At 47.9% G+C, this 21,942-nt stretch carries 21 protein-coding genes, 1 tRNA gene and 1 pseudogene; 12 read left to right on the top strand and 11 right to left on the bottom strand.

Annotated elements, in window-relative coordinates; genetic code table 11:
- The first annotated feature begins 70 nt into the window (after positions 1 to 70).
- From J4728_RS23945 to lptG, 3 genes are all read left to right on the top strand, one after another.
- Complete coding sequence (locus J4728_RS23945; RefSeq protein ID WP_212724070.1) at positions 71 to 121, top strand: hypothetical protein; 51 nt, start codon at positions 71 to 73, stop codon at positions 119 to 121.
- A gap of 63 nt (positions 122 to 184) precedes the next feature.
- Complete coding sequence (gene lptF / locus J4728_RS09885) at positions 185 to 1,285, top strand: LPS export ABC transporter permease LptF (protein ID WP_000584132.1); 1,101 nt, start codon at positions 185 to 187, stop codon at positions 1,283 to 1,285.
- Complete coding sequence (gene lptG / locus J4728_RS09880; protein WP_001182242.1) at positions 1,285 to 2,367, top strand: LPS export ABC transporter permease LptG; 1,083 nt, start codon at positions 1,285 to 1,287, stop codon at positions 2,365 to 2,367. Before lptF ends, lptG begins: the two co-directional genes overlap by 1 nt.
- 212 nt (positions 2,368 to 2,579) lie before the next feature.
- Here lptG and J4728_RS09875 read toward each other — a convergent pair whose 3' ends face one another.
- From J4728_RS09875 to idnD, 4 genes are all read right to left on the bottom strand, one after another.
- Positions 2,580 to 3,560, bottom strand: a complete 981-nt coding sequence (locus J4728_RS09875; RefSeq protein WP_208211687.1) for a LacI family DNA-binding transcriptional regulator — start codon at positions 3,558 to 3,560, stop codon at positions 2,580 to 2,582.
- Between the two features lie 63 nt (positions 3,561 to 3,623).
- Positions 3,624 to 4,943 carry a gnt-II system L-idonate transporter gene (gene idnT, locus J4728_RS09870; RefSeq protein WP_001128356.1) on the bottom strand — a complete coding sequence of 440 codons (1,320 nt, stop codon included), beginning with the start codon at positions 4,941 to 4,943 and terminating at the stop codon, positions 3,624 to 3,626.
- A 61-nt stretch (positions 4,944 to 5,004) separates the two neighbouring features.
- A complete protein-coding gene (gene idnO, locus J4728_RS09865; RefSeq protein ID WP_000998688.1) occupies positions 5,005 to 5,769 on the bottom strand; it encodes a gluconate 5-dehydrogenase in 765 nt (254 codons plus the stop codon).
- A gap of 24 nt (positions 5,770 to 5,793) precedes the next feature.
- Positions 5,794 to 6,825, bottom strand: a complete 1,032-nt coding sequence (gene idnD / locus J4728_RS09860) for an L-idonate 5-dehydrogenase (protein WP_000453350.1) — start codon at positions 6,823 to 6,825, stop codon at positions 5,794 to 5,796.
- A 216-nt stretch (positions 6,826 to 7,041) separates the two neighbouring features.
- Between idnD and idnK the strand changes: the two genes are divergently transcribed.
- Positions 7,042 to 7,572 (top strand): gluconokinase, encoded by a 531-nt coding sequence (gene idnK, locus J4728_RS09855; RefSeq protein ID WP_000896756.1) that lies wholly within the window; start codon positions 7,042 to 7,044, stop codon positions 7,570 to 7,572.
- 27 nt (positions 7,573 to 7,599) lie between these two features.
- On the opposite strand, the gene J4728_RS09850 is transcribed toward idnK, so the two are convergent.
- Complete coding sequence (locus tag J4728_RS09850; RefSeq protein WP_000152563.1) at positions 7,600 to 8,619, bottom strand: NAD(P)-dependent alcohol dehydrogenase; 1,020 nt, start codon at positions 8,617 to 8,619, stop codon at positions 7,600 to 7,602.
- A 222-nt stretch (positions 8,620 to 8,841) separates the two neighbouring features.
- On the opposite strand from J4728_RS09850, the gene J4728_RS09845 reads away from it, so the two are divergent.
- Together J4728_RS09845 and J4728_RS09840 are read left to right on the top strand one after the other, a co-directional pair.
- A tRNA-Leu gene (locus J4728_RS09845) sits at positions 8,842 to 8,926 on the top strand.
- A gap of 163 nt (positions 8,927 to 9,089) precedes the next feature.
- Complete coding sequence (locus tag J4728_RS09840; RefSeq protein ID WP_208211686.1) at positions 9,090 to 10,349, top strand: tyrosine-type recombinase/integrase; 1,260 nt, start codon at positions 9,090 to 9,092, stop codon at positions 10,347 to 10,349.
- A gap of 38 nt (positions 10,350 to 10,387) precedes the next feature.
- On the opposite strand, the gene J4728_RS09835 is transcribed toward J4728_RS09840, so the two are convergent.
- From J4728_RS09835 to J4728_RS09815, 6 genes are all read right to left on the bottom strand, one after another.
- Positions 10,388 to 12,109 (bottom strand): ATP-binding protein, encoded by a 1,722-nt coding sequence (locus tag J4728_RS09835; protein WP_006822922.1) that lies wholly within the window; start codon positions 12,107 to 12,109, stop codon positions 10,388 to 10,390.
- Positions 12,106 to 13,398 (bottom strand): SIR2 family protein, encoded by a 1,293-nt coding sequence (locus tag J4728_RS09830; protein WP_001402808.1) that lies wholly within the window; start codon positions 13,396 to 13,398, stop codon positions 12,106 to 12,108. Before J4728_RS09830 ends, J4728_RS09835 begins: the two co-directional genes overlap by 4 nt.
- Before the next feature lie 308 nt (positions 13,399 to 13,706).
- On the bottom strand, positions 13,707 to 13,832 hold the full coding sequence (locus tag J4728_RS24095) for a hypothetical protein (RefSeq protein ID WP_001402809.1): 126 nt from the start codon (positions 13,830 to 13,832) through the stop codon (positions 13,707 to 13,709).
- Positions 13,833 to 14,010: 178 nt separating this feature from the next.
- Entirely contained in the window at positions 14,011 to 14,283 is a 273-nt protein-coding gene (locus J4728_RS09825) for an ogr/Delta-like zinc finger family protein (RefSeq protein ID WP_001185332.1), read from the bottom strand.
- Between the two features lies 1 nt (position 14,284).
- Positions 14,285 to 14,839, bottom strand: a complete 555-nt coding sequence (locus J4728_RS09820) for a phage polarity suppression protein (protein ID WP_000991130.1) — start codon at positions 14,837 to 14,839, stop codon at positions 14,285 to 14,287.
- Positions 14,836 to 15,588: a hypothetical protein gene (locus J4728_RS09815; RefSeq protein WP_000214377.1), complete on the bottom strand. Its 753-nt coding sequence runs from the start codon at positions 15,586 to 15,588 to the stop codon at positions 14,836 to 14,838. Before J4728_RS09815 ends, J4728_RS09820 begins: the two co-directional genes overlap by 4 nt.
- A gap of 904 nt (positions 15,589 to 16,492) precedes the next feature.
- Between J4728_RS09815 and J4728_RS09810 the strand changes: the two genes are divergently transcribed.
- From J4728_RS09810 to J4728_RS09785, 6 genes and pseudogenes are all read left to right on the top strand, one after another.
- On the top strand, positions 16,493 to 16,753 hold the full coding sequence (locus tag J4728_RS09810; protein WP_001084853.1) for a helix-turn-helix transcriptional regulator: 261 nt from the start codon (positions 16,493 to 16,495) through the stop codon (positions 16,751 to 16,753).
- Positions 16,750 to 17,298 carry a host cell division inhibitor Icd-like protein gene (locus J4728_RS09805; protein WP_000761643.1) on the top strand — a complete coding sequence of 183 codons (549 nt, stop codon included), beginning with the start codon at positions 16,750 to 16,752 and terminating at the stop codon, positions 17,296 to 17,298. Before J4728_RS09810 ends, J4728_RS09805 begins: the two co-directional genes overlap by 4 nt.
- Complete coding sequence (locus tag J4728_RS09800; RefSeq protein ID WP_001014979.1) at positions 17,298 to 17,522, top strand: hypothetical protein; 225 nt, start codon at positions 17,298 to 17,300, stop codon at positions 17,520 to 17,522. Before J4728_RS09805 ends, J4728_RS09800 begins: the two co-directional genes overlap by 1 nt.
- The gene (locus J4728_RS09795; protein ID WP_000842358.1) at positions 17,519 to 17,842 is read left to right on the top strand and encodes a DUF5375 family protein; all 324 of its coding nucleotides are present in this window, start codon (positions 17,519 to 17,521) and stop codon (positions 17,840 to 17,842) included. Before J4728_RS09800 ends, J4728_RS09795 begins: the two co-directional genes overlap by 4 nt.
- Positions 17,843 to 17,856: 14 nt before the next feature.
- A complete protein-coding gene (locus tag J4728_RS09790) occupies positions 17,857 to 20,190 on the top strand; it encodes a primase-helicase zinc-binding domain-containing protein (protein ID WP_208211685.1) in 2,334 nt (777 codons plus the stop codon).
- Between the two features lie 570 nt (positions 20,191 to 20,760).
- Positions 20,761 to 21,816 (top strand): annotated as a pseudogene (locus J4728_RS09785) (tyrosine-type recombinase/integrase); the annotation flags it as partial.
- Between the last annotated feature and the right edge of the window lie 126 nt (positions 21,817 to 21,942).

Below are 21,942 nucleotides of genomic sequence, written 5' to 3'. Positions count from 1 at the left end.
GTGACTTCGTGTTAATCTTAACGTTATTACGGCATTGGCACGTCAGAACAAGTTCTGAGAGGTGAATCCGCTGAGTATAATGATCTTAGCGATGATTTCGACGACTCAAGAGAATAAATGACGTTTAAGCCATGAAACAAGCTAAATTCCAGCAAAAAAATGGGTTTTTACGGGCGTATTTAAAGTGATAATCATAAGATATCTGGTGCGGGAGACGCTCAAAAGCCAGCTGGCGATACTCTTCATCTTACTTTTGATCTTCTTTTGTCAAAAGTTAGTGAGGATTCTCGGCGCGGCGGTTGACGGCGATATTCCCGCAAATCTGGTGCTCTCGCTTCTGGGGCTGGGCGTACCGGAAATGGCGCAGCTCATCCTGCCTTTAAGCCTGTTCCTGGGGCTGCTGATGACGCTGGGCAAACTGTATACCGAAAGTGAAATTACGGTCATGCACGCCTGTGGGTTGAGCAAAGCCGTGCTGGTAAAGGCCGCCATGGTACTGGCGTTATTTACCGGTATCCTTGCGGCGGTTAACGTGATGTGGGCCGGCCCCTGGTCGTCAAAACACCAGGATGAAGTGCTGGCGGAGGCGAAAGCGAACCCCGGTATGGCGGCGTTGGCGCAGGGGCAATTCCAGCAGGCGACCAACGGCAGCTCGGTGCTGTTTATCGAAAGCGTTGACGGCAGCGACTTCCACGATGTTTTCCTGGCGCAAATTCGTCCTAAGGGCAATGCTCGTCCTTCTGTGGTAGTGGCCGATTCCGGACACCTTACTCAGTTGCGCGATGGTTCCCAGGTTGTCACCTTAAACAAAGGGACGCGTTTTGAAGGGACGGCGTTGCTACGCGATTTTCGCATCACCGACTTCCAGAACTATCAGGCGATTATTGGCCATCAGGCCGTGGCGCTGGACCCGAACGATACCGACCAGATGGACATGCGCACGCTGTGGAATACCGACAACGATCGCGCTCGCGCCGAGCTGCACTGGCGTATCACGTTAGTCTTTACCGTATTTATGATGGCGCTGATGGTCGTGCCGCTCAGCGTGGTGAATCCACGTCAGGGGCGCGTCTTGTCTATGTTGCCCGCCATGCTGCTTTATCTGCTGTTCTTCCTGATCCAGACCTCCATTAAATCGAATGGCGGTAAAGGCAAACTGGACCCGGTTATCTGGATGTGGGCGGTCAACCTGATCTATCTGGCGTTGGCGATTGGTTTAAACCTGTGGGATACGGTGCCGGTCCGCCGCCTGCGTGCCCGTTTTCTGCGTAAAGGAGCGGTATAATGCAGCCATTTGGTGTACTTGACCGCTATATCGGTAAAACCATTTTTACCACCATCATGATGACGTTGTTCATGCTGGTGTCGCTCTCCGGGATCATCAAGTTTGTCGATCAGCTGAAAAAAGCGGGGCAGGGTAACTACGACGCGCTGGGCGCGGGTATGTACACCCTGCTCAGCGTACCTAAGGATATCCAGATCTTCTTTCCTATGGCGGCGCTGCTTGGCGCGCTGCTGGGACTGGGGATGCTGGCGCAGCGTAGCGAACTGGTGGTGATGCAGGCATCGGGTTTCACCCGTATGCAGGTGGCGCTGTCGGTGATGAAAACGGCTATCCCCCTGGTGCTGTTAACCATGGCGATCGGCGAATGGGTCGCCCCGCAGGGCGAGCAGATGGCGCGTAACTATCGTGCGCAGGCGATGTATGGCGGTTCGCTGCTTTCCACCCAGCAAGGTCTGTGGGCGAAAGACGGGAATAACTTTGTCTATATTGAACGGGTGAAGGGCGACGAGGAGCTGGCCGGTATTAGTATTTACGCTTTCAACGATCAGCGTCGTTTGCAGTCGGTGCGTTACGCCGCTTCGGCAAAATTCGATCCGGAGCATAAGGTCTGGCGTTTGTCGCAGGTGGATGAGTCCGATCTGCAAAACCCGAAACAGATCACCGGTTCGCAGACGGTGAGCGGCACCTGGAAAACGAATCTGACGCCGGATAAGTTAGGCGTGGTGGCGCTGGACCCGGATGCGCTTTCCATCAGCGGTCTGCATAACTACGTTAAATATCTGAAGTCGAGCGGACAGGACGCCGGACGTTATCAGCTCAATATGTGGAGTAAAATCTTCCAGCCGCTCTCCGTGGCGGTGATGATGCTGATGGCGCTGTCGTTTATCTTTGGCCCGCTGCGTAGTGTGCCGATGGGCGTGCGCGTGGTGACGGGGATTAGCTTCGGCTTCGTCTTCTACGTCCTCGACCAGATTTTTGGCCCGCTGACGCTGGTATATGGCATTCCGCCGATTGTCGGCGCGCTGCTGCCGAGCGCGTCTTTCTTCCTGATTAGCCTGTGGCTAATGCTGCGTAAGTCGTAATCACAGTAATCGTAGGCCTGATGGCGCTGCGCTTATCAGGCCTACCATGACCCGTAGGCCTGATAAGTCCTTTCCGCCGCCATCCGGCAGACCGCCTGGTATTCCTCGAATGATGTAGTGCGTAACCTGACGCGTGGCGCTTTTGGCTACGCGTTAAGCTCAGGCAAGCTGCGGGAAAAAGTAGATCAAAAAATTTATAACGTGCTGCCGTGTTAAATCTGATAACCCAAATCAATCGTATTATGGTTGAGATCGTTATTTTTAATTTTGTTGAGCAACATCTGCGCGGCTCTGCGCCCGATCTCAAAACGAGGGGTAATTACGCTGGCGAGGCTCGGTATCATTTGTCTGCCCATCTCCAGACCGTGGAAGCCGGCGATGGAGATCTGCTCCGGTACGGCCAGTTGACGCTCGCGGCACCACAGTAGAGCGCCCATTGCGATATCGTCATTTGTACAAAAGACGCCATCCACGTCCGGGTGCGCAGTAAGCGCATCACGCATTAGCTGTATCCCCAGATGGATAGAGGAGATAGCGCGTGGATTGATGCGCAACGGCGCCAGCCCCCGGCGCGTCATCGCATCGCAGTAGCCGTGATAACGCTGCTCATCTCGGATATCGTCTTTTGAACCCAGATAGAGGATTTTTCGCCGCTGGCGTTTATCCAGCATGGTGCTGACCATATCAAAGGCGGCCTGACGGTTATCAAACCCCACCTCCATATCTAAGCGATCACCCTGGATGTCCATGAGTTCTACAATCGGAAGGGTAGCTGAGCGCAGGAATTTGACGGTTCTGAGGGTATGATATTTTTCTGAAAGAATAATGCCGTCGATATTGTAAGACAGTAAATTGATAACGGACTCTTCTTCCGAATCGCGATTGTAATTGTAATTCGCAATGAGAGTTTGGTAGTTATGACCCGACGTTACGGATTCAATCCCGGCAAGAATGTCGGCAAACAACTGGTTCTGGAAAGAGGGGATCAGCACGCCCAGAGTGTAACTTTGCGCGTTTAACAGCATAGCTGGCGCGCGATTTGGTATGTAGTTAATTTCCTCCATGATCTGCGCAATACGCTCGCCGGTTTCCCTGGCGACTTTTTTCGGCGAGCGGATGTAACGGCTCACCGTCATTTTTGTCACGCCAGCAAGCGTAGCGATATCCTGCAAAGAAATTCTGTGATTCCTCATGTTTTCTCCAGTACCGGGGGCGGGAACGTCGCCCCCATGGTTAATTGGGCTGCGGATGATGAATTAATGCAGAACCGCATTCAGCGCCAGTACGCCCAGCAACCCCATGACAGAAATCAATGTTTCCATAACGGTCCAGGTGCGTAGGGTTTCCCCGACGCTAAGATTAAAATACCCTTTAAACAGCCAAAAACCGGGATCGTTAACATGTGATGCAATAACGCTTCCCGCGCCTGTCGCCAGTACCATTAACGCCGGATCGGCGTGGGTTACGTTAATAATCGGCAATACGACGCCCGCTGTGGTTATCGCAGCCACGGTCGCGGAACCTAACGCAATACGCAGCACGGCGGCTACCGTCCAGCACATTAATAACGGAGATAGCGAGGTGCCGGTCATTAATTGCGAGATATATTGACCCACGCCGCTATCCACCAGCACTTGCTTAAACGCGCCGCCGCCCGCGATGATAAAAACAATCATCGCAATAGCGCCAATGGACTCGCCGACGATATCCATCACCTGCTCAACCGTACGTCCGTTGCGTCGGCCCAGCGTAAAAATGGCGATGATAATGGCAATAAACAACGCCACTGCTGGATTACCGATAAATTCGAAGAAAACCCGCACGGCATTCGTTTTTGGCAGCGTGATTTCACATACCGCTGCGATGGCCATCAGAATGACCGGGATCACGGCGGCAAAAATACTGTTCCAGAATGACGGCATCTCTTCTTCACTGAATAGATGAGGATTAAATAATCCTTCAGGCGGCGCTTTCTCAAAGCGCGCCAGCAATTTTGAAAACAGAGGGCCGGCAACAATCACGGTCGGTATGGTAATGATTAACCCATACAGCAGGGTCGTACCGAGATTTGCCTCAAAAATTGTCGCAATAGCGGTAGGGCCGGGATGCGGCGGCAGGAAGCAGTGCGTAACGGATAAGGCGGCGACCATTGGAACCCCGACATACAGCAATGGCAGTCCCGATGAGGCCACAATCGTAAAAACGAGCGGCAACAGCAGTACGAATCCGACTTCAAAAAACATTGCCAGGCCGACGATAAGCCCGGTGATCACCAGCGCCCATTGCACGCGTTTTTTGCCGAACGTATTAATGAGCGTCGTCGCAATGCGCTGCGCGGCGCCGGTATCGGAAATTAATCTTCCCAGCATCGCGCCAAAACCGAGGATCATGGCGAGTCCGCCCAGAGTACCGCCAATTCCGTTTTGTATGGAGTGCAGGACGTCTTGCGCGCCCATCCCTTCAGCAAATCCCACTACGGCGGCAACCAGAACAAGGGCGATAAAGCCGTTAACTTTAAAGCCAATCATTAAGACCAACAGCAGCGCAACGCCTGCCGCAATAATTATTAATGGCATATTCGTCTCTCTTATTAGCGCCAAAATAGCAGCGCTTACGCGCTGCGTCGTATTTTCCTGCTCAGACGGCAACCAGCATACCGCCATCGACAAACAGCAGATGTCCGTTAACAAAGTCGGAAGCTTTTGACGAGAGAAACACCGCTGCGCCAATAAGCTCCTGGGGATCGCCCCAGCGTGCGGCAGGCGTACGTTTGCATAGCCAGGAGGTGAAGGCTTCATCTTCAACCAGCGCTTTGGTCATCTCCGTTTTGAAGTATCCCGGCGCAATACCGTTGACCTGGATATTATGACGCGCCAGCTCCACGCACATGCCGCGAGTCAGCATCTTCACGGCACCCTTCGACGCGGCGTATGGCGTAATCGTGTCGCGGCCCAGCTCGCTTTGCATCGAACAGATGTTGATCACTTTTCCTGCCTGACGCGCCACCATACGGCGCGTAACGGCCTGAGAGACGAGAAAAACCGCGGTTTGATTTACGGCGATGACGTCATTCCACTCCTGTTCGGGAAACTCAGTAAACGGATGACGGCGCTGGATACCGGCGTTATTTATCAGGACGTCAATGACGCCGATATCTTTTTCGATATGTTCAACCGCAGCTTCAATATCCTGTTTATGAGTGACATTAAAGGGAGCGGCAATAGCTTTTATCCCTTCCTGCTGAAGTTTCGTCACGGCTGTTTCGGCGCGCTCCGGGGTGATATCGTTAACAATAATGCGCGCGCCATAGCGACCAAGACCGGTCGCCAGCAAATAACCAATTCCCTGAGCGGCTCCGGTGATAAGGATATTTTTACCTGCCAGTGAAAAAAGATCGTTCATGATAGTGTCCCTTATTTTACTTTCTCAGAAAACGAGCTGAACTTTTGCCGCCTGTGTTTTGTCTCCGGCAAAGATCAGCGCTGCTTCCAGGTCGGTAAATGGATATTCCGCGCTCAGTAACGGCAGCGGATTGATAACGCGGTTGGCAAGCCAGGAAACCGCAGTATTAAATTCGGTAGTAAAGCGGAAAGAGCCTTTCAGCGAGATCTCTTTGCTTATTAGCATCATCATCGGGAAGTTGGGGACTGCGCCGCCCATGCCAACCTGCACCATCATGCCTTTGGCCCGTGTGACTTCCAGACACGTTGAGATAGAGGAAGGATGCCCAGAGACTTCAAAACTGATATCGAAATACCCTTTTTCTGCTTTCCAGTCATCGAGAGAATCATGCTGTGGGTTCACCAGCGTATCCGCGCCCATCTGCCGGGCCAGCGAGAGAGAACGGGTACTGATATCGGCACATACCACTTCCGCCGCGCCCAGCGTTTTTACCGCGCTAACAATCAGGCAGCCGATAGGGCCAACGCCGGAGATAAAGACGCGTTTGCCCTGCAGATCGCCCGCCTCATGAGCCGCATGAATGGCAACCGCCAGCGGCTCGGCAAAGGCCATGGCTTTTTCGTCCGCCTGTTCCGGCCAGGGAATGCACTGAGCGGTATCGACAGCTTTAAATCGGGTAAAACCGCCATCGACATGCGGAAAATACATGGCGCTGCCAAAGAAACGCATTTCAGTACAGTGGTTTTCTTCATGCTGCAGACAGTATTTGCAATGACCGCAAGGCTTCGATGGATTAATTGCTACCGGTTGTCCTTCACGTAATAAATCTGAGTCGCTATGAACGATTTTGCCAATCACTTCATGACCTAAAATCATTGGCGCTTTTACTGTAAAATTGCCGACTTTGCCTTCCTGATAATAATGTAAGTCAGACCCACAAATGCCGCCTCGGGTAATTTGTACGAGTGTTCCTTTATTATTCCATTCAATATTTTGTTCCGTAACGGCAACAGCACGCTTACCCGCAACAACGCAGGATTGAGTTTTTACTTCCATAAATTCCTCACTGGTCAGGTAGTTACCCTGAACGCATTTAAGCGGTTTTATTTGTCACTATTTGTGACTTATGTCACGCTGGAAAATTGTTACACTACAATGTTACGCATAACGTGATGTGCCTTAGAGTTCTTCTCTATGGAAATTAAAAAACGTGAAATTGTCGAACGTAGAGGCGTAATATTGTGGAGTGGAATATGACTCAGAGGTATTTAAATGGCCGGGGAAAGCTATATTTTAATGGGTGTTTCAGGTAGTGGTAAGTCTTTAATAGGCAGCAAAATTGCAACATTATTTTCTGCGAAGTTTATTGACGGCGATGATCTCCATCCGGCGAAAAACATTGATAAAATGTCTCAGGGAATACCGTTAACTGATGAAGACCGCTTACCCTGGCTGGAACGATTAAATGACGCTTCATACAGTCTTTATAAAAAAAATGAGACGGGATTTATTGTCTGCTCATCATTAAAAAAACAGTACCGCGATATTTTACGTAAGAGCAGCCCTAACGTACATTTCCTGTGGCTGGACGGCGATTACGCTACCATTCTGCAGCGAATGCAGCGTCGTGCCGGGCATTTTATGCCGCCAGACCTGCTGCAAAGTCAGTTTGACGCGCTGGAGCGACCGTGTGCCGATGAACATGATATTGCGCGTATCGATGTTAATCATGACATCGAGCACGTGACGGAGCAGTGCCGACTGGCTGTACAGGCTTTTCGTCAGGCACTCAGCGCTTCCTGATCATTGTCAAAGCGCTGAGTCAGGCGGTCAGAAGTCAGCTTTTAGCACTACACGATAGCGGGCTTTGCCGTCGCGAACGTGCTGAATAGCCTCGTTGATTTGTGACATTGCGAACAGTTCCGTGGTGGGCGCGACTTTGCTGCGACCGGCGAATTTCATCAGTTTGCGAAGTTCATATGGCGTTCCGGTTGCCGAGCCTGAGATACTGCGATCGCCGGCAATTAATGTAAACGCCGGTACGGGCAGCGGCTTCAATACGGCCCCAACGGTATGGAAGTTGCCGCCATAGGTCAGCGCTTCGAAGTAGGGTTGCCAGTCGAGATCGACGTTGACCGTGTTAATAATGAGATCGAACTGGCCCGCCAGTGCTTTTAACGCTTCCGGATCGCGGCTGTTCACCACGTTATTGGCCCCCATCGCCAGCACTTCCTGCTCTTTCGATGGATTTGAGCTGAACGCGGTGACTTCGCAGCCCATTGCGTGTAACAGCTTTATGGCGATATGCCCCAGCCCGCCGATACCGATGACGCCAACGCGGCTGGTAGCAGTAATATGGTGCATCAATAGCGGTTTAAAGACCGTAATGCCGCCACATAACAGCGGGCCTGCGGACGCCATATCTATATTCTCCGGAAGAGGAATTACCCACTGCCAGCCTGCGCGAAGCTTCTCGGCAAAACCGCCACGATTGAGGATAGTGGGCACTGCGCCTTCCTGGCAGTTAATTTGATTGCCGCTGATACAGGCATCGCAGTGTCCGCAGCTGCGCGCCGTCCAGCCGATTCCAACGCGCTGGCCGACTTTTAGCCCCTTATCCTGTGCCGCGCTGCCGAGTGCGGCCACCCGACCGATGACCTCATGTCCGGCAACCAGAGGGTATTGAGAGAACCCCCATTCATTGTCGATCATCGACAGATCGGAATGGCAGATCCCGCAGTAGTCGACCCGTACCTCGACATCTTCCGGTTGGAGTTCTCCCGCGTCATATTCATAGAGTTCGAGCTCGCCGCCCGCCTCTTTGGCGGCGTAGCTTTTTATTATCGTCATTGTGTTTCCCTTAATGTGGTGTTGAACTGAAAAGTGTAGAGCATGGAGGCAAGGGACGCCCGACGTTAATCTGCTGGAGAAGGCCGGAAGTAGCCTGATTATTCTATTTAATACTCAACGCTGCTGAAATTTTCAGCACTTAGCGATACAGGTGTATGCTCGTGCTTGCATGGCGGCGTATGACAGGTATAATCCACAACGTTTTCCGCATACCTCTTCAGTGCCGAAGTGGCGAAATCGGTAGACGCAGTTGATTCAAAATCAACCGTAGAAATACGTGCCGGTTCGAGTCCGGCCTTCGGCACCATTAGTACTTCCAAGACCATCCGAAAAAGTCCAATTATCCTTTTAAAATCAATGCTTGCAGCGATTTTTACGTCCTGAGTCGTCCGAGATAGTCCGTTGAAATCCGGATGTCATTGGGGGCATAATTGGGGGCATCTTAACTTCGATTAGGAATGTGCCCCCAAATGAAGCTCAACGCCAGACAGGTCGAGACCGCAAAGCCAAAAGACAAAACCTATAAAATGGCCGATGGCGGAGGTCTGTATCTTGAGGTTTCGGCCAAGGGTTCTAAATACTGGCGCATGAAATACAGACGCCCCTCAGACAAAAAAGAGGATCGCCTCGCTTTTGGTGTTTGGCCTACTGTGACGCTTGCTCAGGCAAGAGCAAAGCGCGACGAAGCTAAAAAGCTTTTAGTGCAGGGCATTGATCCAAAAGCCGAACAGAAAGAAGCTCAGGCCGAGAATTCAGGGGCATATACTTTCGAAACCATTGCTCGTGAATGGCATGCCAGTAACAAGCGATGGAGTGAAGACCATCGATCGCGCGTTCTTCGCTATCTTGAGCTTTATATCTTCCCTCATATCGGTTCGTCCGACATTCGCCAGCTCAAAACCAGCCACCTATTAGCCCCGATTAAAAAAGTTGATGCCAGTGGTAAACACGACGTCGCTCAGCGCCTACAACAGCGCGTCACGGCCATTATGCGGTATGCGGTACAGAACGATTACATCGACTCAAATCCAGCAAGTGACATGGCCGGTGCGTTATCGACAACCAAAGCACGACACTATCCAGCTTTACCCTCTAACCGTTTCCCTGAGTTTCTTGCACGTCTTGCTGCATATCGTGGCCGTTTAATGACACGGATTGCAGTCGAGCTTTCCTTACTAACTTTTGTGCGTTCCAGTGAGTTGCGTTTCGCTCGCTGGGATGAATTCGACTTCGATAAATCTCTTTGGCGTATACCGGCAAAACGAGAAGAAATTAAAGGTGTCCGTTACTCGTACCGTGGGATGAAGATGAAAGAGGAGCATATCGTTCCGCTTAATCGGCAGGCGATGATTTTGTTAGAGCAGCTTAAGCAGATTAGTGGTGATAAAGAGCTACTGTTTCCGGGAGATCATGACGCAACTAAAGTTATGAGTGAAAACACGGTTAACAGTGCTTTGCGCACAATGGGGTATGACACAAAAACCGAAGTTTGCGGGCATGGATTCAGAACTATGGCGCGCGGTGCTTTGGGCGAATCAGGGTTGTGGAGTGATGACGCGATAGAACGTCAGCTAAGCCACTCTGAGCGTAATAGCGTTAGGGCTGCTTATATTCATACTTCAGAGCATTTGGATGAGCGTCGTTTAATGGTTCAGTGGTGGGCCGATTATCTTGATGCTAACACTCAGGAATATATAACCCCCTACGACTTTGCAAAAAAAACTATCTAGCTTTAAAAATTTTAAAGTAGGGTCAAAGACCCTACTAATTATTTTTTCCATATATTGCAATAGCCTGGAGAATCAGATTCTGGTGGATATATTGGCTTATCTATCTGGATGGTCATAGGAATAGGGAAGTCAACCCCTACAAGAGCAACTTCACCTTGTTTGAGACTTGGTAGAAAAGATGCTGCAGATTTATCAATTTCACCGCATGCACGCTCAACGACTTCTCGATCTCGGTCGTTTGTTAAGCGATGAACCAATAAGGTTCCAATTTGACTAAGCACACCTTCAGTGATATCTCTGGGTCTTTGAGTTGTTAAGCATATATTAAGGCCATATTTCCTGCCTTCTTTTGCAATCATCTCAAAAGCGTCAAGTTTAATTGCATGATCTTCAGAACCAACCCGTTTGCCAAGGAAGTTATGGGCTTCATCAACAATAACTAACAGAGGTCTTGTTCTGAATTTTTCAAGCCTAGCTAAAGTTAAAAGTTTTCTGCCGATTACATTGGCTAAAATTTCTCTAGCATAAAACTCATAGCTAACATCACTTAGGCATAACCTTAGGACTCGTTTATCAGATTGTAAAAAAGTTTCTAATATTTCACCTAGTGTGGATATATCCTCGTTACTATTAAAAACAGACCTTAACGAGTTGGCATACGTTACTGCTTGAATTCTGGTTAACAAAGATGAGCAATAGCTTAAGTCTTGAGTTGCAGCGTTTCCCCAAGCATTATCTCCATTATCGTAACAACACTCTTGTACAATCTGTTTTATAAGTTTTGTTATATCAAATGGTTGTGATGGATTATCAACAAGTTTAGAGTTGTCTCCAGTATTCATTGCGCGTCGATAATCTGTTTTAGGTTGATTGATTTTTTTTAAAATACCATCGGTTGCTATCCTAGGTTCTAAAGCTACTAATCTAAGGCTTTTTATCGCTTCTTTTAGCTTAGGACCCTGTACTTTTCCAGAAGGATCGAACATGGCAATAAAGTCTGACTCAACAAAGTCGGTAGGTGGAATTCTAAATTCTAAAGAATTTATGTTTTTATTTATTGGGGCACCTAAATGGTAATGTAGACAATAATCAGATTTAAACGATCTATACTCACTGGTTGCATCAATTATTATAGTTTTAGAGTTTTCGTAATTCGAACACTCTTCAATTAACTTGGAAGTTGTCCAACTTTTTCCACCGCCTGTAGCACCTAAGATAGCACAATGACGACCGAAGAGTTTATCAGGTTCAACAGTTACTATACTTGTTGCCCCTCCAGATATAATGCCTAATACAATACCTATTCTTTCTTCCTCGTTATCTTTAATTCCTTTATTAATTAATTCTGGTATTAAAGAAATAAAATCTAAGGGAGCAGAATAAACTCGATCTCCTAATCGAGGATATGATTTGATTCCTGAATCAATTCTAAAATTTGAAGGATCAATAGTTCCAAGAAGTTGTATAATGCCGATAGCATCAACTTTGAAGTTTCCTTGAGACCCGACAGATATTTCACCTCTATCTCGCTCTGGTAATTTAACCTCTATTAAACGGCCAAGAACAATAGATTGTTGTCCTTCTATTAATAATATTTCACCAACTTCTCCTTTTCCATATCTACAACCTTCTATATATGTTCCGCTGAGTTCCCCTGCATAGATTAAATTTGCTCTAACTGTTTGAGCAAAAATTGATGAGACTACTCCAACCTTAAGGTCGCCCCTCAAAATACCAAGCTGTAGTGTTGTATTAATCATAATTGATTGTTAACTCCTACTTGTTTTATTACCTTAGCCAACTGTTCTGCTGGGGTTAATGCTTTAAGATTGGGAACTAATTTAACAAAATCACTGAAAGATGCATTTATGAAGTGAATGTCATAACCTGATAGTGAGAGTTGTTTTAGTAAATCCCAATATTTACTAGAACCGTCCCCCCCTTTATTCCGAATATGAGTTGCACATTTGAAATCTACTATAATCAACCTCATGCTTGGATTGGATTTTATTGCTGAGTAAATTGGTTCAGAAAGATGGTCATCATTGAAACCAAATCCAGATATAACTAAACAGTTATTTCTTTTTCTCAAGAAATCTAACAATCTTGAAAGTAATTCTAAGTGAGGTTGAATAAAGGCTTGCTGATATTTACCTTTCGCTGGATATATTAGACATGCGTTTGTTGCTGTTGGTTGGCTGGATTCATATATTTGCCCATCCTTTCTTATCCAACTTACAGAACCGTGGAGTTTAAATAACTGGAATACACCCTCTACAAACTCATGCTCGTTTTCATCTCTTTTAACAACATCGTAGTTAAAATATTTACCATCGAATCTGCGAACTCCTGTATATGAAAGACCATCAACTACCATCATTCCTAATTCAGAAGCAGCTGTTTCAAAGGCTAAATCATAGTTAGTTGTGAAAACTTTTAGTCTAGGATCTCTGACTCTCCTCCTCCCCATTTTTTGTAATAAATTGATGTAAGCTGAAAGATCACAGTTGCCATCATCAATAAATGAGCGACATTTGTCTAAAATAATTGTTTTAACTTTATTTAAAAAATTCAACACTTCTTCATCATCATGAAATGCTAAATATGCTTCACAATTAGAAAGAAAGTGCTCTATGTTAGGATACTCTCGCTCTTTATATTTTACTTTATCACAAACAATTTGAGCATCAGGTTTTAATTGACCATCCTCGTTTATAGAAGATTCACTCCACATTGCACACTTCCAGAGATCCCACATGCTTGGTCCTCCAACGTCCCCAAGCGAAGTACCACTCCCAGCGAAGAATGCAAGATTTGGGAATTGTAATGATTTTAGTAATAGTTCGTTTATATATGCCTGATTGTCTTTCAACTCCTTCTTTTCACCATCAGTAAGAGATTGTGCTGGAGAAATAGAATCTCCTGACTCTTCTAAACTTTCATTCGTTATGTAGTCTCGCCAATAAATAAACGATTTACTATCTAATGCTTTCCAGTCGTTACTACCGGGTTTTAAAAATGAGATGTATCCGTCCGGATTTGTAGTCATAATCATTATCCATTGATGTCATTAAGAGTTTGTTCCCAATAATTTACTACACCACGGCTGGAAGAAAAAGTAATCACAATCACTATCTTTGACTACAGTGCGCACAATTATCTTCCCGCCACGCTTGCCCACCTTTAATACACGTGCATGTTTGATCTGAGGTCTTACGATATCTTGTACAGGTAGAGGTTACAAGAGTGAGAACCATGCTCACTAAGGATGACAAATCTATAAATATTACCCGTAGCGCCGCTCAGTTTACGTGTGCTGCATCGATACACTGCAGTTCTTGAATCATTGCGGAGATTTCAGCAACTGCCAGCCAGTATCTCGTCAATCATTGTCACCGCCTGCGCGGCTGAGTTTGCTATTTTCTCCCTTAGCGCGAGCAGCCCCGCCCGCCTGCCCGCTTCGCTTAACAGACTGGTTTTCATGCACCCCGTAAATCGTCTCAGAAGCCACCACACAAGGGCTTTCGCGTCAAAAATGGCGCATGAGACTCATGCGTTTTCATGCGCCATAGATATGCACTCATACGCTCTCAGGCCAGCCAGGGAAAAGGCGTAAAAAATCCCGGTACTGGACCGGGACTTCGTGGTCGTATTTTGCTAATCAGACAGGAATTTGCTGACGGTTTGACAGCTTTGACGCGGAGCCATAGCGATTGAGAGTTTGCTGTTGTTTTTCCGGTATTTTTGCTTTGTCTGATTCCTGTTCATTGCACCGAGGCTTCATAATTATCGTATCCACGCTTTCCAGTGCGGTAAATGTGCAGGAACATTCCAGATTCTGGCACTGATACCATGAGCGTTTAACCGACGGAGCTTCATAGGCGCTGGTTCTGGCGTGAGCGACCGCGCCACATTCAGGACACTTCAGGGCCATATCAGCACACTCCTTTTTCATTAAGTCGGTTAAGGCGGGCCAGGAAAACTTTATGTTGTGCCGGGGTGAAACTGGCTGAAGCATCAGCGCGCATTGATGCATCCACCGTTAATCCGGTTTCGTCGATAATGCTCTTATATGCTGCTGAAATTACCGGAGTACGCATTTCCGTTTGTCGGGCTACAGCGGTTCGTAATATTTTCATTGCCGCCTCAAGCCCGTATGGAGCGCAAAGAAAAGGAGCCAGAGCGTCAGTGAGTGCATCACCATGCTCGCTCATGAAGTTTTCCGTTGCGCTTGTAACACAACTCTCCAGCACAATCTGATGAGCATAAAGACCATCCCGTGCAGCACAGTTAATCTGCCATTCGAGGACTGCAAGACGCTCACGAAGATCCTCAAGCTGGCTGGCATATGCTGCCGGTTTTTCTTCAGTATCCAGCAGAGCCGCCAGACGAAGCTGGTAGGTACTTTGCGTATTACGTAGTGTCAGCCAGCTTTTTATCGCCGAGCGGTAATCGTTGAGTGCTTCCTGAGTAATGGTTCCGGCATTCATTTCTTCTCGCCCCCTTTAACCATGTCACGCTGTTTAAGCATCCGTGAACGCGCTGCAGGGCTGGGGGATTGTCTGGCATCCTGGATGGCTTTATCGTCCGCATAAATGCTGATCCCCGGCAGGGTAATATCATCGGTTGAAGATACGTTACAGGACAGTGCCGGAGTGGTGAGTTGCTCGCTGATAAATTGCTTCAGCACACTTTCGGGGTCGTTTACGGTATGAACTACACCGATAACAGCAGAAGCGCTTCGGCCCAGAGTCATTTTCAGCAGTCCAAGGATCTGAATAAGTTTCTGACCGTGTTCCTTCATAAACTCATTCCAGAGCCACACTGCATGAGTTTCAATCAGGCGATTATGTTCGCTGATGTAGTGGTTTGCAGCATCCGCAGTTTTCCAGGGCAGGAATTCATTTTCTGCCGCCTGAGCTGCCAGCAAATCTTCGAACTCATCCAGTGTTTCGCGTCCGAGGGCGATTTCTGCCCGCAGTTTTTTCATGCGTGGCGTCATATTTCCCTGATTCTCACGAAACAGGTTTCGCCATTCATCATTAAGCGCCTGCGTTTCCGTTTTTGTATCTTCCTGACGTTTACGGATAGTTTCAATCATTGCAGCAGCTTCAGTTTGTTTTCGCCGTTCTTCCTGCCAGACAGCTTTTGCTGCCTTAACTTTATCCACCGCTTCGCGAATTTTCGGTGGGAGGGAGGGTGTAATGTTTGCATCAGGGATCTGGTTAACAGTAGTCATGACTGCTCCGGTAGTGTTTTGTTGCTGTGTCAATTGTGCCGGGGTCCATACAAGCGCACTACCGAGGAGGATTGTGTCAGTGACTGAACAATGACCTTGTTCTGGCTAGCCAGAGAAAGGTGTCATGTCTGATCTACACGCTTCCTTTAATACATACTATTCACTACTGTTCACTTCAATAAAAATATAGTAAATACATGTGGTTAAGTGGTGTAGTGTTTTAATTAAAGTGATCATCTACTGTTCATGACTGTTCACAGAGATAAAATTAAACATATATTTCTTTTTCATATAAGTCGCGATATTTATTTCAGTTTATTACTGGATCTTTTCTCCTCACCAATATTCACCAGTATTCAATACATATTCTATGTAAAGAATAAAAGATGTCTTATGTCTGTTTAATAATTAAACATTCAACCTCCCTGCACTCAGTTGTATTTCAGGAAAATATTCATAAAAATGAATTTGTCTGATGTTCATTAAACACATCCGGATACATGCGGAAGTAAGATGGTAATTTAATTTCTTTAATCATCGGATTTATTGATACATATGGTGAGCTGTTTATTTTTAGCCGTTTTGGCTCTTTTATTAATCAGGTGTTGTCTTAGTGCTTATGATGTAACGCCCTGAATGATATGGGCTGGTTCAGATTTGAGCTGTGATCCTGCCTAGTGTAATAGACTTTTTTATTATTGATGCTCCTTATTATATTCCATAAAGGAATTGTTTGTTTTTGTTCGTTTCATACGGTTTTTAGCTGTTTTATTTTTTGAGAAATCAACATTTCACACAAAATAAATAAAGCATGCGCGAGCCGCTTATATAAACATAATAAGGATCTACCTGAATCCGCATGGAATTGCCCGGACTGTTGTAAACATATTAGAGAGGTAGCCAGATGAATAGTATTTCCGTTTCCACCCCGGCACCAGCTGCTCCGGTGCTCCCGGTTCCGGCTCAGCAGGAGCGCTTCATACGATTACCTGAAGTGATGCACCTTTGCGGGCTATCCCGTTCAACCATCTACGACCTTATCAGCCGCGATGCCTTCCCGCAGCAGATATCCCTGGGTGGAAAAAATGTGGCCTGGGTACAGTCGGAGGTCAGTGCATGGATGGCGGCGCGAATTGCTGCCCGCGAGCAAGGAGGCCATGCGTGAAACTTGCTTTGCAGTCTCATCTCCTTTTTTCTGGCTTGCGTCCTGATATCTTTTCCAGGTATAGTTTTCCCGCTGCCGCAAAATCGGCTGCCGGGCGTAGGAACCCGAGTTACTTATTGGCGACACCAGACGCGCCGTGCGTCTTTTTTTACGTCGTTGCTCAGGCACACCCATTTTTCGGGCTGCGGTGCTTATACCTTAGCCCCTTTCAGATAATGGTGGTCCGGGCGGGGCAGCCTTCGGGCTGGCCGGTTTCCAATAAGGCCGGTATTCCTACCCCCGTTCGGGTCACCACCCATGAGCGTAGGAACTCCGGTGGTGGCATTTACCGCTACTTATTGGAGGTTGCCCTTATGGCTACGATCCTCGCCCCGTCACATCCTCAATTTATATTTGTTTTTGCCGCCGTTCGTCGTGCAGAACGTAAACCACGTATCAGTATGCTGCGTATCATCGCCAGCAATGAGCATCATGCACGTCTTTCACTAGTCCATGAGTATGTGCTTTGTCTTGCTGCTCGCCTGCCTGTCCGGGAGGTGATCTAATGAATCACGCCGCAATCTCTTATGACGATATTCTCCGCCTGAAGCATCTTCGTAACGTGGGAGAGTTTGTCACTGGAATGGCTGTTCTTCAGGATTGCTACGAAAAACCTGCCAGTGCTCAATGTGAACAACTGGTTTCCCTGATTTATCTGATGACAGAGCAGCTTGATGGCGTGGTACAGCGTTGCCAGGATGACCTCATGAACATGGAGGTGGTGCAATGAAATCACGCACTCTTTCCCTTTCACTTCGGGTAGCGTTGTATCGCCGCGCGGTAGCCTGCGCCTGGTTGAGTGCCTGCTATCAGCAAAACCGCCATCTGCAGCTCACTCTGGATGAAATTGAAACCGCTATTGCCCGTGAGCTTGAAGGATTTTATCTGCGACAGCACGGGCAAACAAAAGGCATGGAAATCGCCTGCGCCCTGCTTTCAGACCTGATGGAATACGGCCCTCTAATGTCCTGTCCCGCACTCTCCCAGCTCGGAATAGCCGTAATGGATGAGTTATGCGTCCGTCACATCAAAAAGCCGGTTTTACACTGAGGGAGAACTGCGTCATGTCAGGAATGAAAGTCAGTCAGGCCGTGAAGGCTGCCCGCGGTCACTGGGCTCAGATTCTGCCAGCGCTGGGCGTGAATATATTGAAAAATCGCCATCAGCCTTGCCCGGTCTGTGGCGGTAAAGATCGTTTTCGCTTCGACGATCAGGAAGAACGCGGAACATGGTTATGCAATCAGTGCGGAGCCGGGGATGGTTTAGCGCTTGTCACCAGGGCACTGAATGTGGATATCAGTGAAGCAGCTGACAGGATACATGGACTGACACATGATCTGTCTATAGTTAATTCCGAGGTCAGGACGTTAACCGCCGATACCGATAGCGGGAAAGATGCAGCGGCAGCACTTGCCGCGCGACTGCTGCAAGCCTCGCGTGAATCTGCCGGAAACACTTATCTTACACATAAAGGTTTCCCGGAGCATATTTGCCATGAGCTGACTTCAGCTCATAAGGCCGGTGGTGTGATGTTCCGCCCCGGTGATTTGATCGTCCCACTCTATAACGCTGACGGGGAGCTGGTGAATATTCAGCTTATCAGTGGCAATGGTAGCAAGTGTTTTCTTAAAGGAGGTCAGGTTAAGGAGGCCTATCATCTGATAGAAGGGGGCGGGAGTTCTGTAAGAAGGATTTGGATTGCGGAAGGTTACGCCACGGCGCTTACCATTCATTATTTGACAGGAGAAGCCGTCATGGTGGCATTTTCGTCGGTCAACTTTCTTTCTCTGAGCAGCGTTGCCCATAATAAGTATCCGGGATATCAGTTAATTATTGCAGCGGACCGCGATCTGAATGGTTCAGGCCAGAACAGGGCTGAAACTGCTGCAAAAGCGAGTCAGTGTGACATTGTGCTGCCACCGGTTTTTGGTGACTGGAATGATGCGCTTACCCAATACGGAGAGGAATCCACCCGGAAGGCAATTCTTGAGGCTTTGAAGCCACATAACGCCAGTCCTTTCGACACAATGAGTGAAGCAGAATTCACAGCGATGAGTGTCAGCGAAAAAGCTCAGAGGGTTCGGGAGCATTACAGGGATGCACTGGCGGTTGATCCGAACGGGCAGCTTTTATCCCGCTACGAGTCTGGAGCGTGGAAAGTTATTTCTCAGTCAGATTTTGCCCGAGATGTCGCAGCCCTTTTCCAGCGCCTCGGGGCACCGTTTTCCTCAGGAAAAATTGCCTCACTGGTGGAAACATTAAAGTTAATTGTTCCGCAGCAGCAAAATCCGTCACGTCATCTGATTGGTTTTCGTAATGGCGTTCTCGATACGCGAACAGGGCTTTTTAGTCCGCACTGTAAAGAGAACTGGCTGCGTACCCTGTGTGAAGTCGATTTCACGCCACCGGTAAAGGGGGAAACGCTTGAAACTCATGCCCCGGCATTCTGGCGTTGGCTGGACCGGGCCGCCGGACACAAGCCAGCAAAACGCGACATTATTCTTGCAGCGTTATTTATGGTGCTGGCGAACCGCTATGACTGGCAGCTCTTTCTGGAAGTGACTGGCCCTGGTGGAAGTGGCAAAAGTATTCTGGCTGAAATTGCGACCATGCTTGCTGGAGAGGATAACGCCACCTCTGCGACCATTGAAACGCTGGAGTCCCCGCGAGAACGTGCGGCTCTGATAGGTTTTTCTCTTATTCGCCTGCCTGATCAGGAGAAGTGGAGCGGCGACGGCGCCGGGCTTAAGGCTATAACTGGTGGCGATGCAGTATCTGTGGACCCCAAATATCAGAATGCTTATTCAACACATATTCCGGCGGTTATCTTGGCCGTAAATAATAATCCTATGCGCTTCACTGATCGCAGTGGTGGTGTGTCCCGCAGGAGAGTTATTCTGCATTTTCCTGAGCAGATAGCACCGGAAGAACGCGATCCGCAGTTGAAAGATAAAATTGCACGAGAACTGGCTGTGATTGTTCGTCAGCTCATGCAGCGTTTCAGCGATCCGATGAGCGCCAGAACATTGCTTCAGTCGCAGCAGAATTCTGATGAGGCTCTCACCATCAAGCGTGATGCTGATCCAGCATTTGATTTTTGTGGCTACCTTGAGGCATTACCTGACACCAACGGTATGTTTATGGGGAACGCCAATATTGTCCCACGCCAGCCACGTACATACCTTTACCATGCCTACCTCGTATACATGGAGGCTAATGGCTATAAAAACACCCTGAGTCTTACGATGTTTGGCAAAGGGTTGCCAGTCATGCTGAAGGAGTACGGGCTACATTATGAGAAACGGCGAACTAATCAGGGAATGCAAACTAACCTCACTTTGAAAGAGGAGAGTAATGCAGACTGGCTGCCCAAGTGTGATGAGCCAATATTAAAATAACGATTAACTAACCCGGCTGATGCCGGGCTTCTTATTGGAAACGCACAAATGTAGAGATAGCTGTTCACTCTTCACCTAGCTGTTAACACATAACCAATTGATATATAAGTTAAAAATGACAGGGTGAATAGTGTGCATGGTTTTGCGAAAAAAAAGTATTTTTTGTAGAGTCAAGTCCCGGTTTGGATCCGTTTAACGGAACCTAACTAGATTGACTATTTCTCTGATGATTTTTGGATAAATAATCAACAAAAATCAAAATGTGAACAGAGAATGGTGGGGGCACAAAAAGGGGCATAATTGAATTAATTATAATTAAATTTCAATTTTTACAATAGGTTAAATGTGTGTGCGAGTCCTGCCTCCGCACCATCGGAACATCAATAGACGTCAACGGACGTCTTTTTTTGTGCCTGAAATCCAGTATCCGCAAGGCTTTCCTCGCTTTTTCACTCTACCTAAGTCAGCCTGATTCAATCAACATCAACTTACTGATGCGGGTACAACTGCGGGTATATCCCGGTTCGATTATGTTTGTACCCACACAGAACCCTTGAAAGGATACTCATCATGGCTCTGAGTGATGTGAAGGTTCGTTCGGCTAAGCCTGAAGCAAAAGCCTATAAACTAGCTGACGGTGAAGGCATGGTTTTGCTGGTTCACCCTAACGGTTCCAAATATTGGCGACTGCGTTATCGCTTTGGCGGCAAAGAAAAGATGCTGGCGTTGGGGAAATACCCTGAGGTATCGTTGGCGGATGCCAGGGCACGCCGGGATGAAGCCCGTAAGCTGTTAGCTAATGGTGTCGATCCAAGTGAGAACAGGAAAGCCGTTAAGGTAGAGCAAGAGCAAGAGGCGATAACGTTTGAAGTGGTCGCCAGAGACTGGCATGCCAGCAATCAGAAATGGTCTGCATCGCATAGCGCTCGTGTTTTGAAAAGCCTCGAAGATAATCTCTTTTCTGCCATCGGTAAGCGGAACATTGCAGAACTGAAAACGCGAGACCTACTTGTACCCATCAAAGCCGTAGAGTCATCAGGGCGTCTCGAAGTCGCCGCCCGTTTACAGCAGCGTACTACCGCGATTATGCGCTTTGCTGTGCAGAGTGGCTTAATCGATTACAACCCCGCGCAAGAGATTGCTGGTGCGGTTGCTACGGCGAAAAGACAGCATCGTGCGGCTCTGGAGCTTAACCGCATCCCTGAATTACTACACCGCATTGATCATTACTCTGGCAGGCCGTTAACTCGACTGGCTGTTGAACTCACGTTGTTAGTTTTCATCCGTTCAAGCGAACTGCGTTTTGCCCGTTGGTCAGAAGTGGATTTTGAAACGGCCATGTGGACGATTCTAGGTGAGCATGAACCACTGGAAGGTGTTAAACATTCTCAGCGTGGTTCAAAGATGCGGACTCCTCATCTTGTTCCTTTGTCGCGGCAAGCCTTAACTATTCTGGAAAAGATTAAAAGCATGAATGGAAATCGAGAGCTGATCTTTGTTGGTGATCATGATCCGCGTAAACCCATGAGTGAGAACACGGTGAACAAGGCTTTGCGAGTTATGGGCTATGACACCAAAACGGAAGTCTGTGGGCATGGTTTCAGGACGATGGCGTGTAGTTCACTGTGAGTTGCCACGGATAATCTAGACACTTTCGAGTCGTCGGTAATATCGGTTTTCATATTCTGTCGGTGGCATCTTATCGCTCGAACCATGCCGACGCTTACTGTTATAAAACATTTCGATGTAATC

This window comes from Salmonella sp. 32070601201500089SM (assembly GCF_017573605.1).
Taxonomy (GTDB): domain Bacteria; phylum Pseudomonadota; class Gammaproteobacteria; order Enterobacterales; family Enterobacteriaceae; genus Salmonella; species Salmonella enterica.
This window is presented reverse-complemented; position numbering and strand designations above follow the sequence as displayed.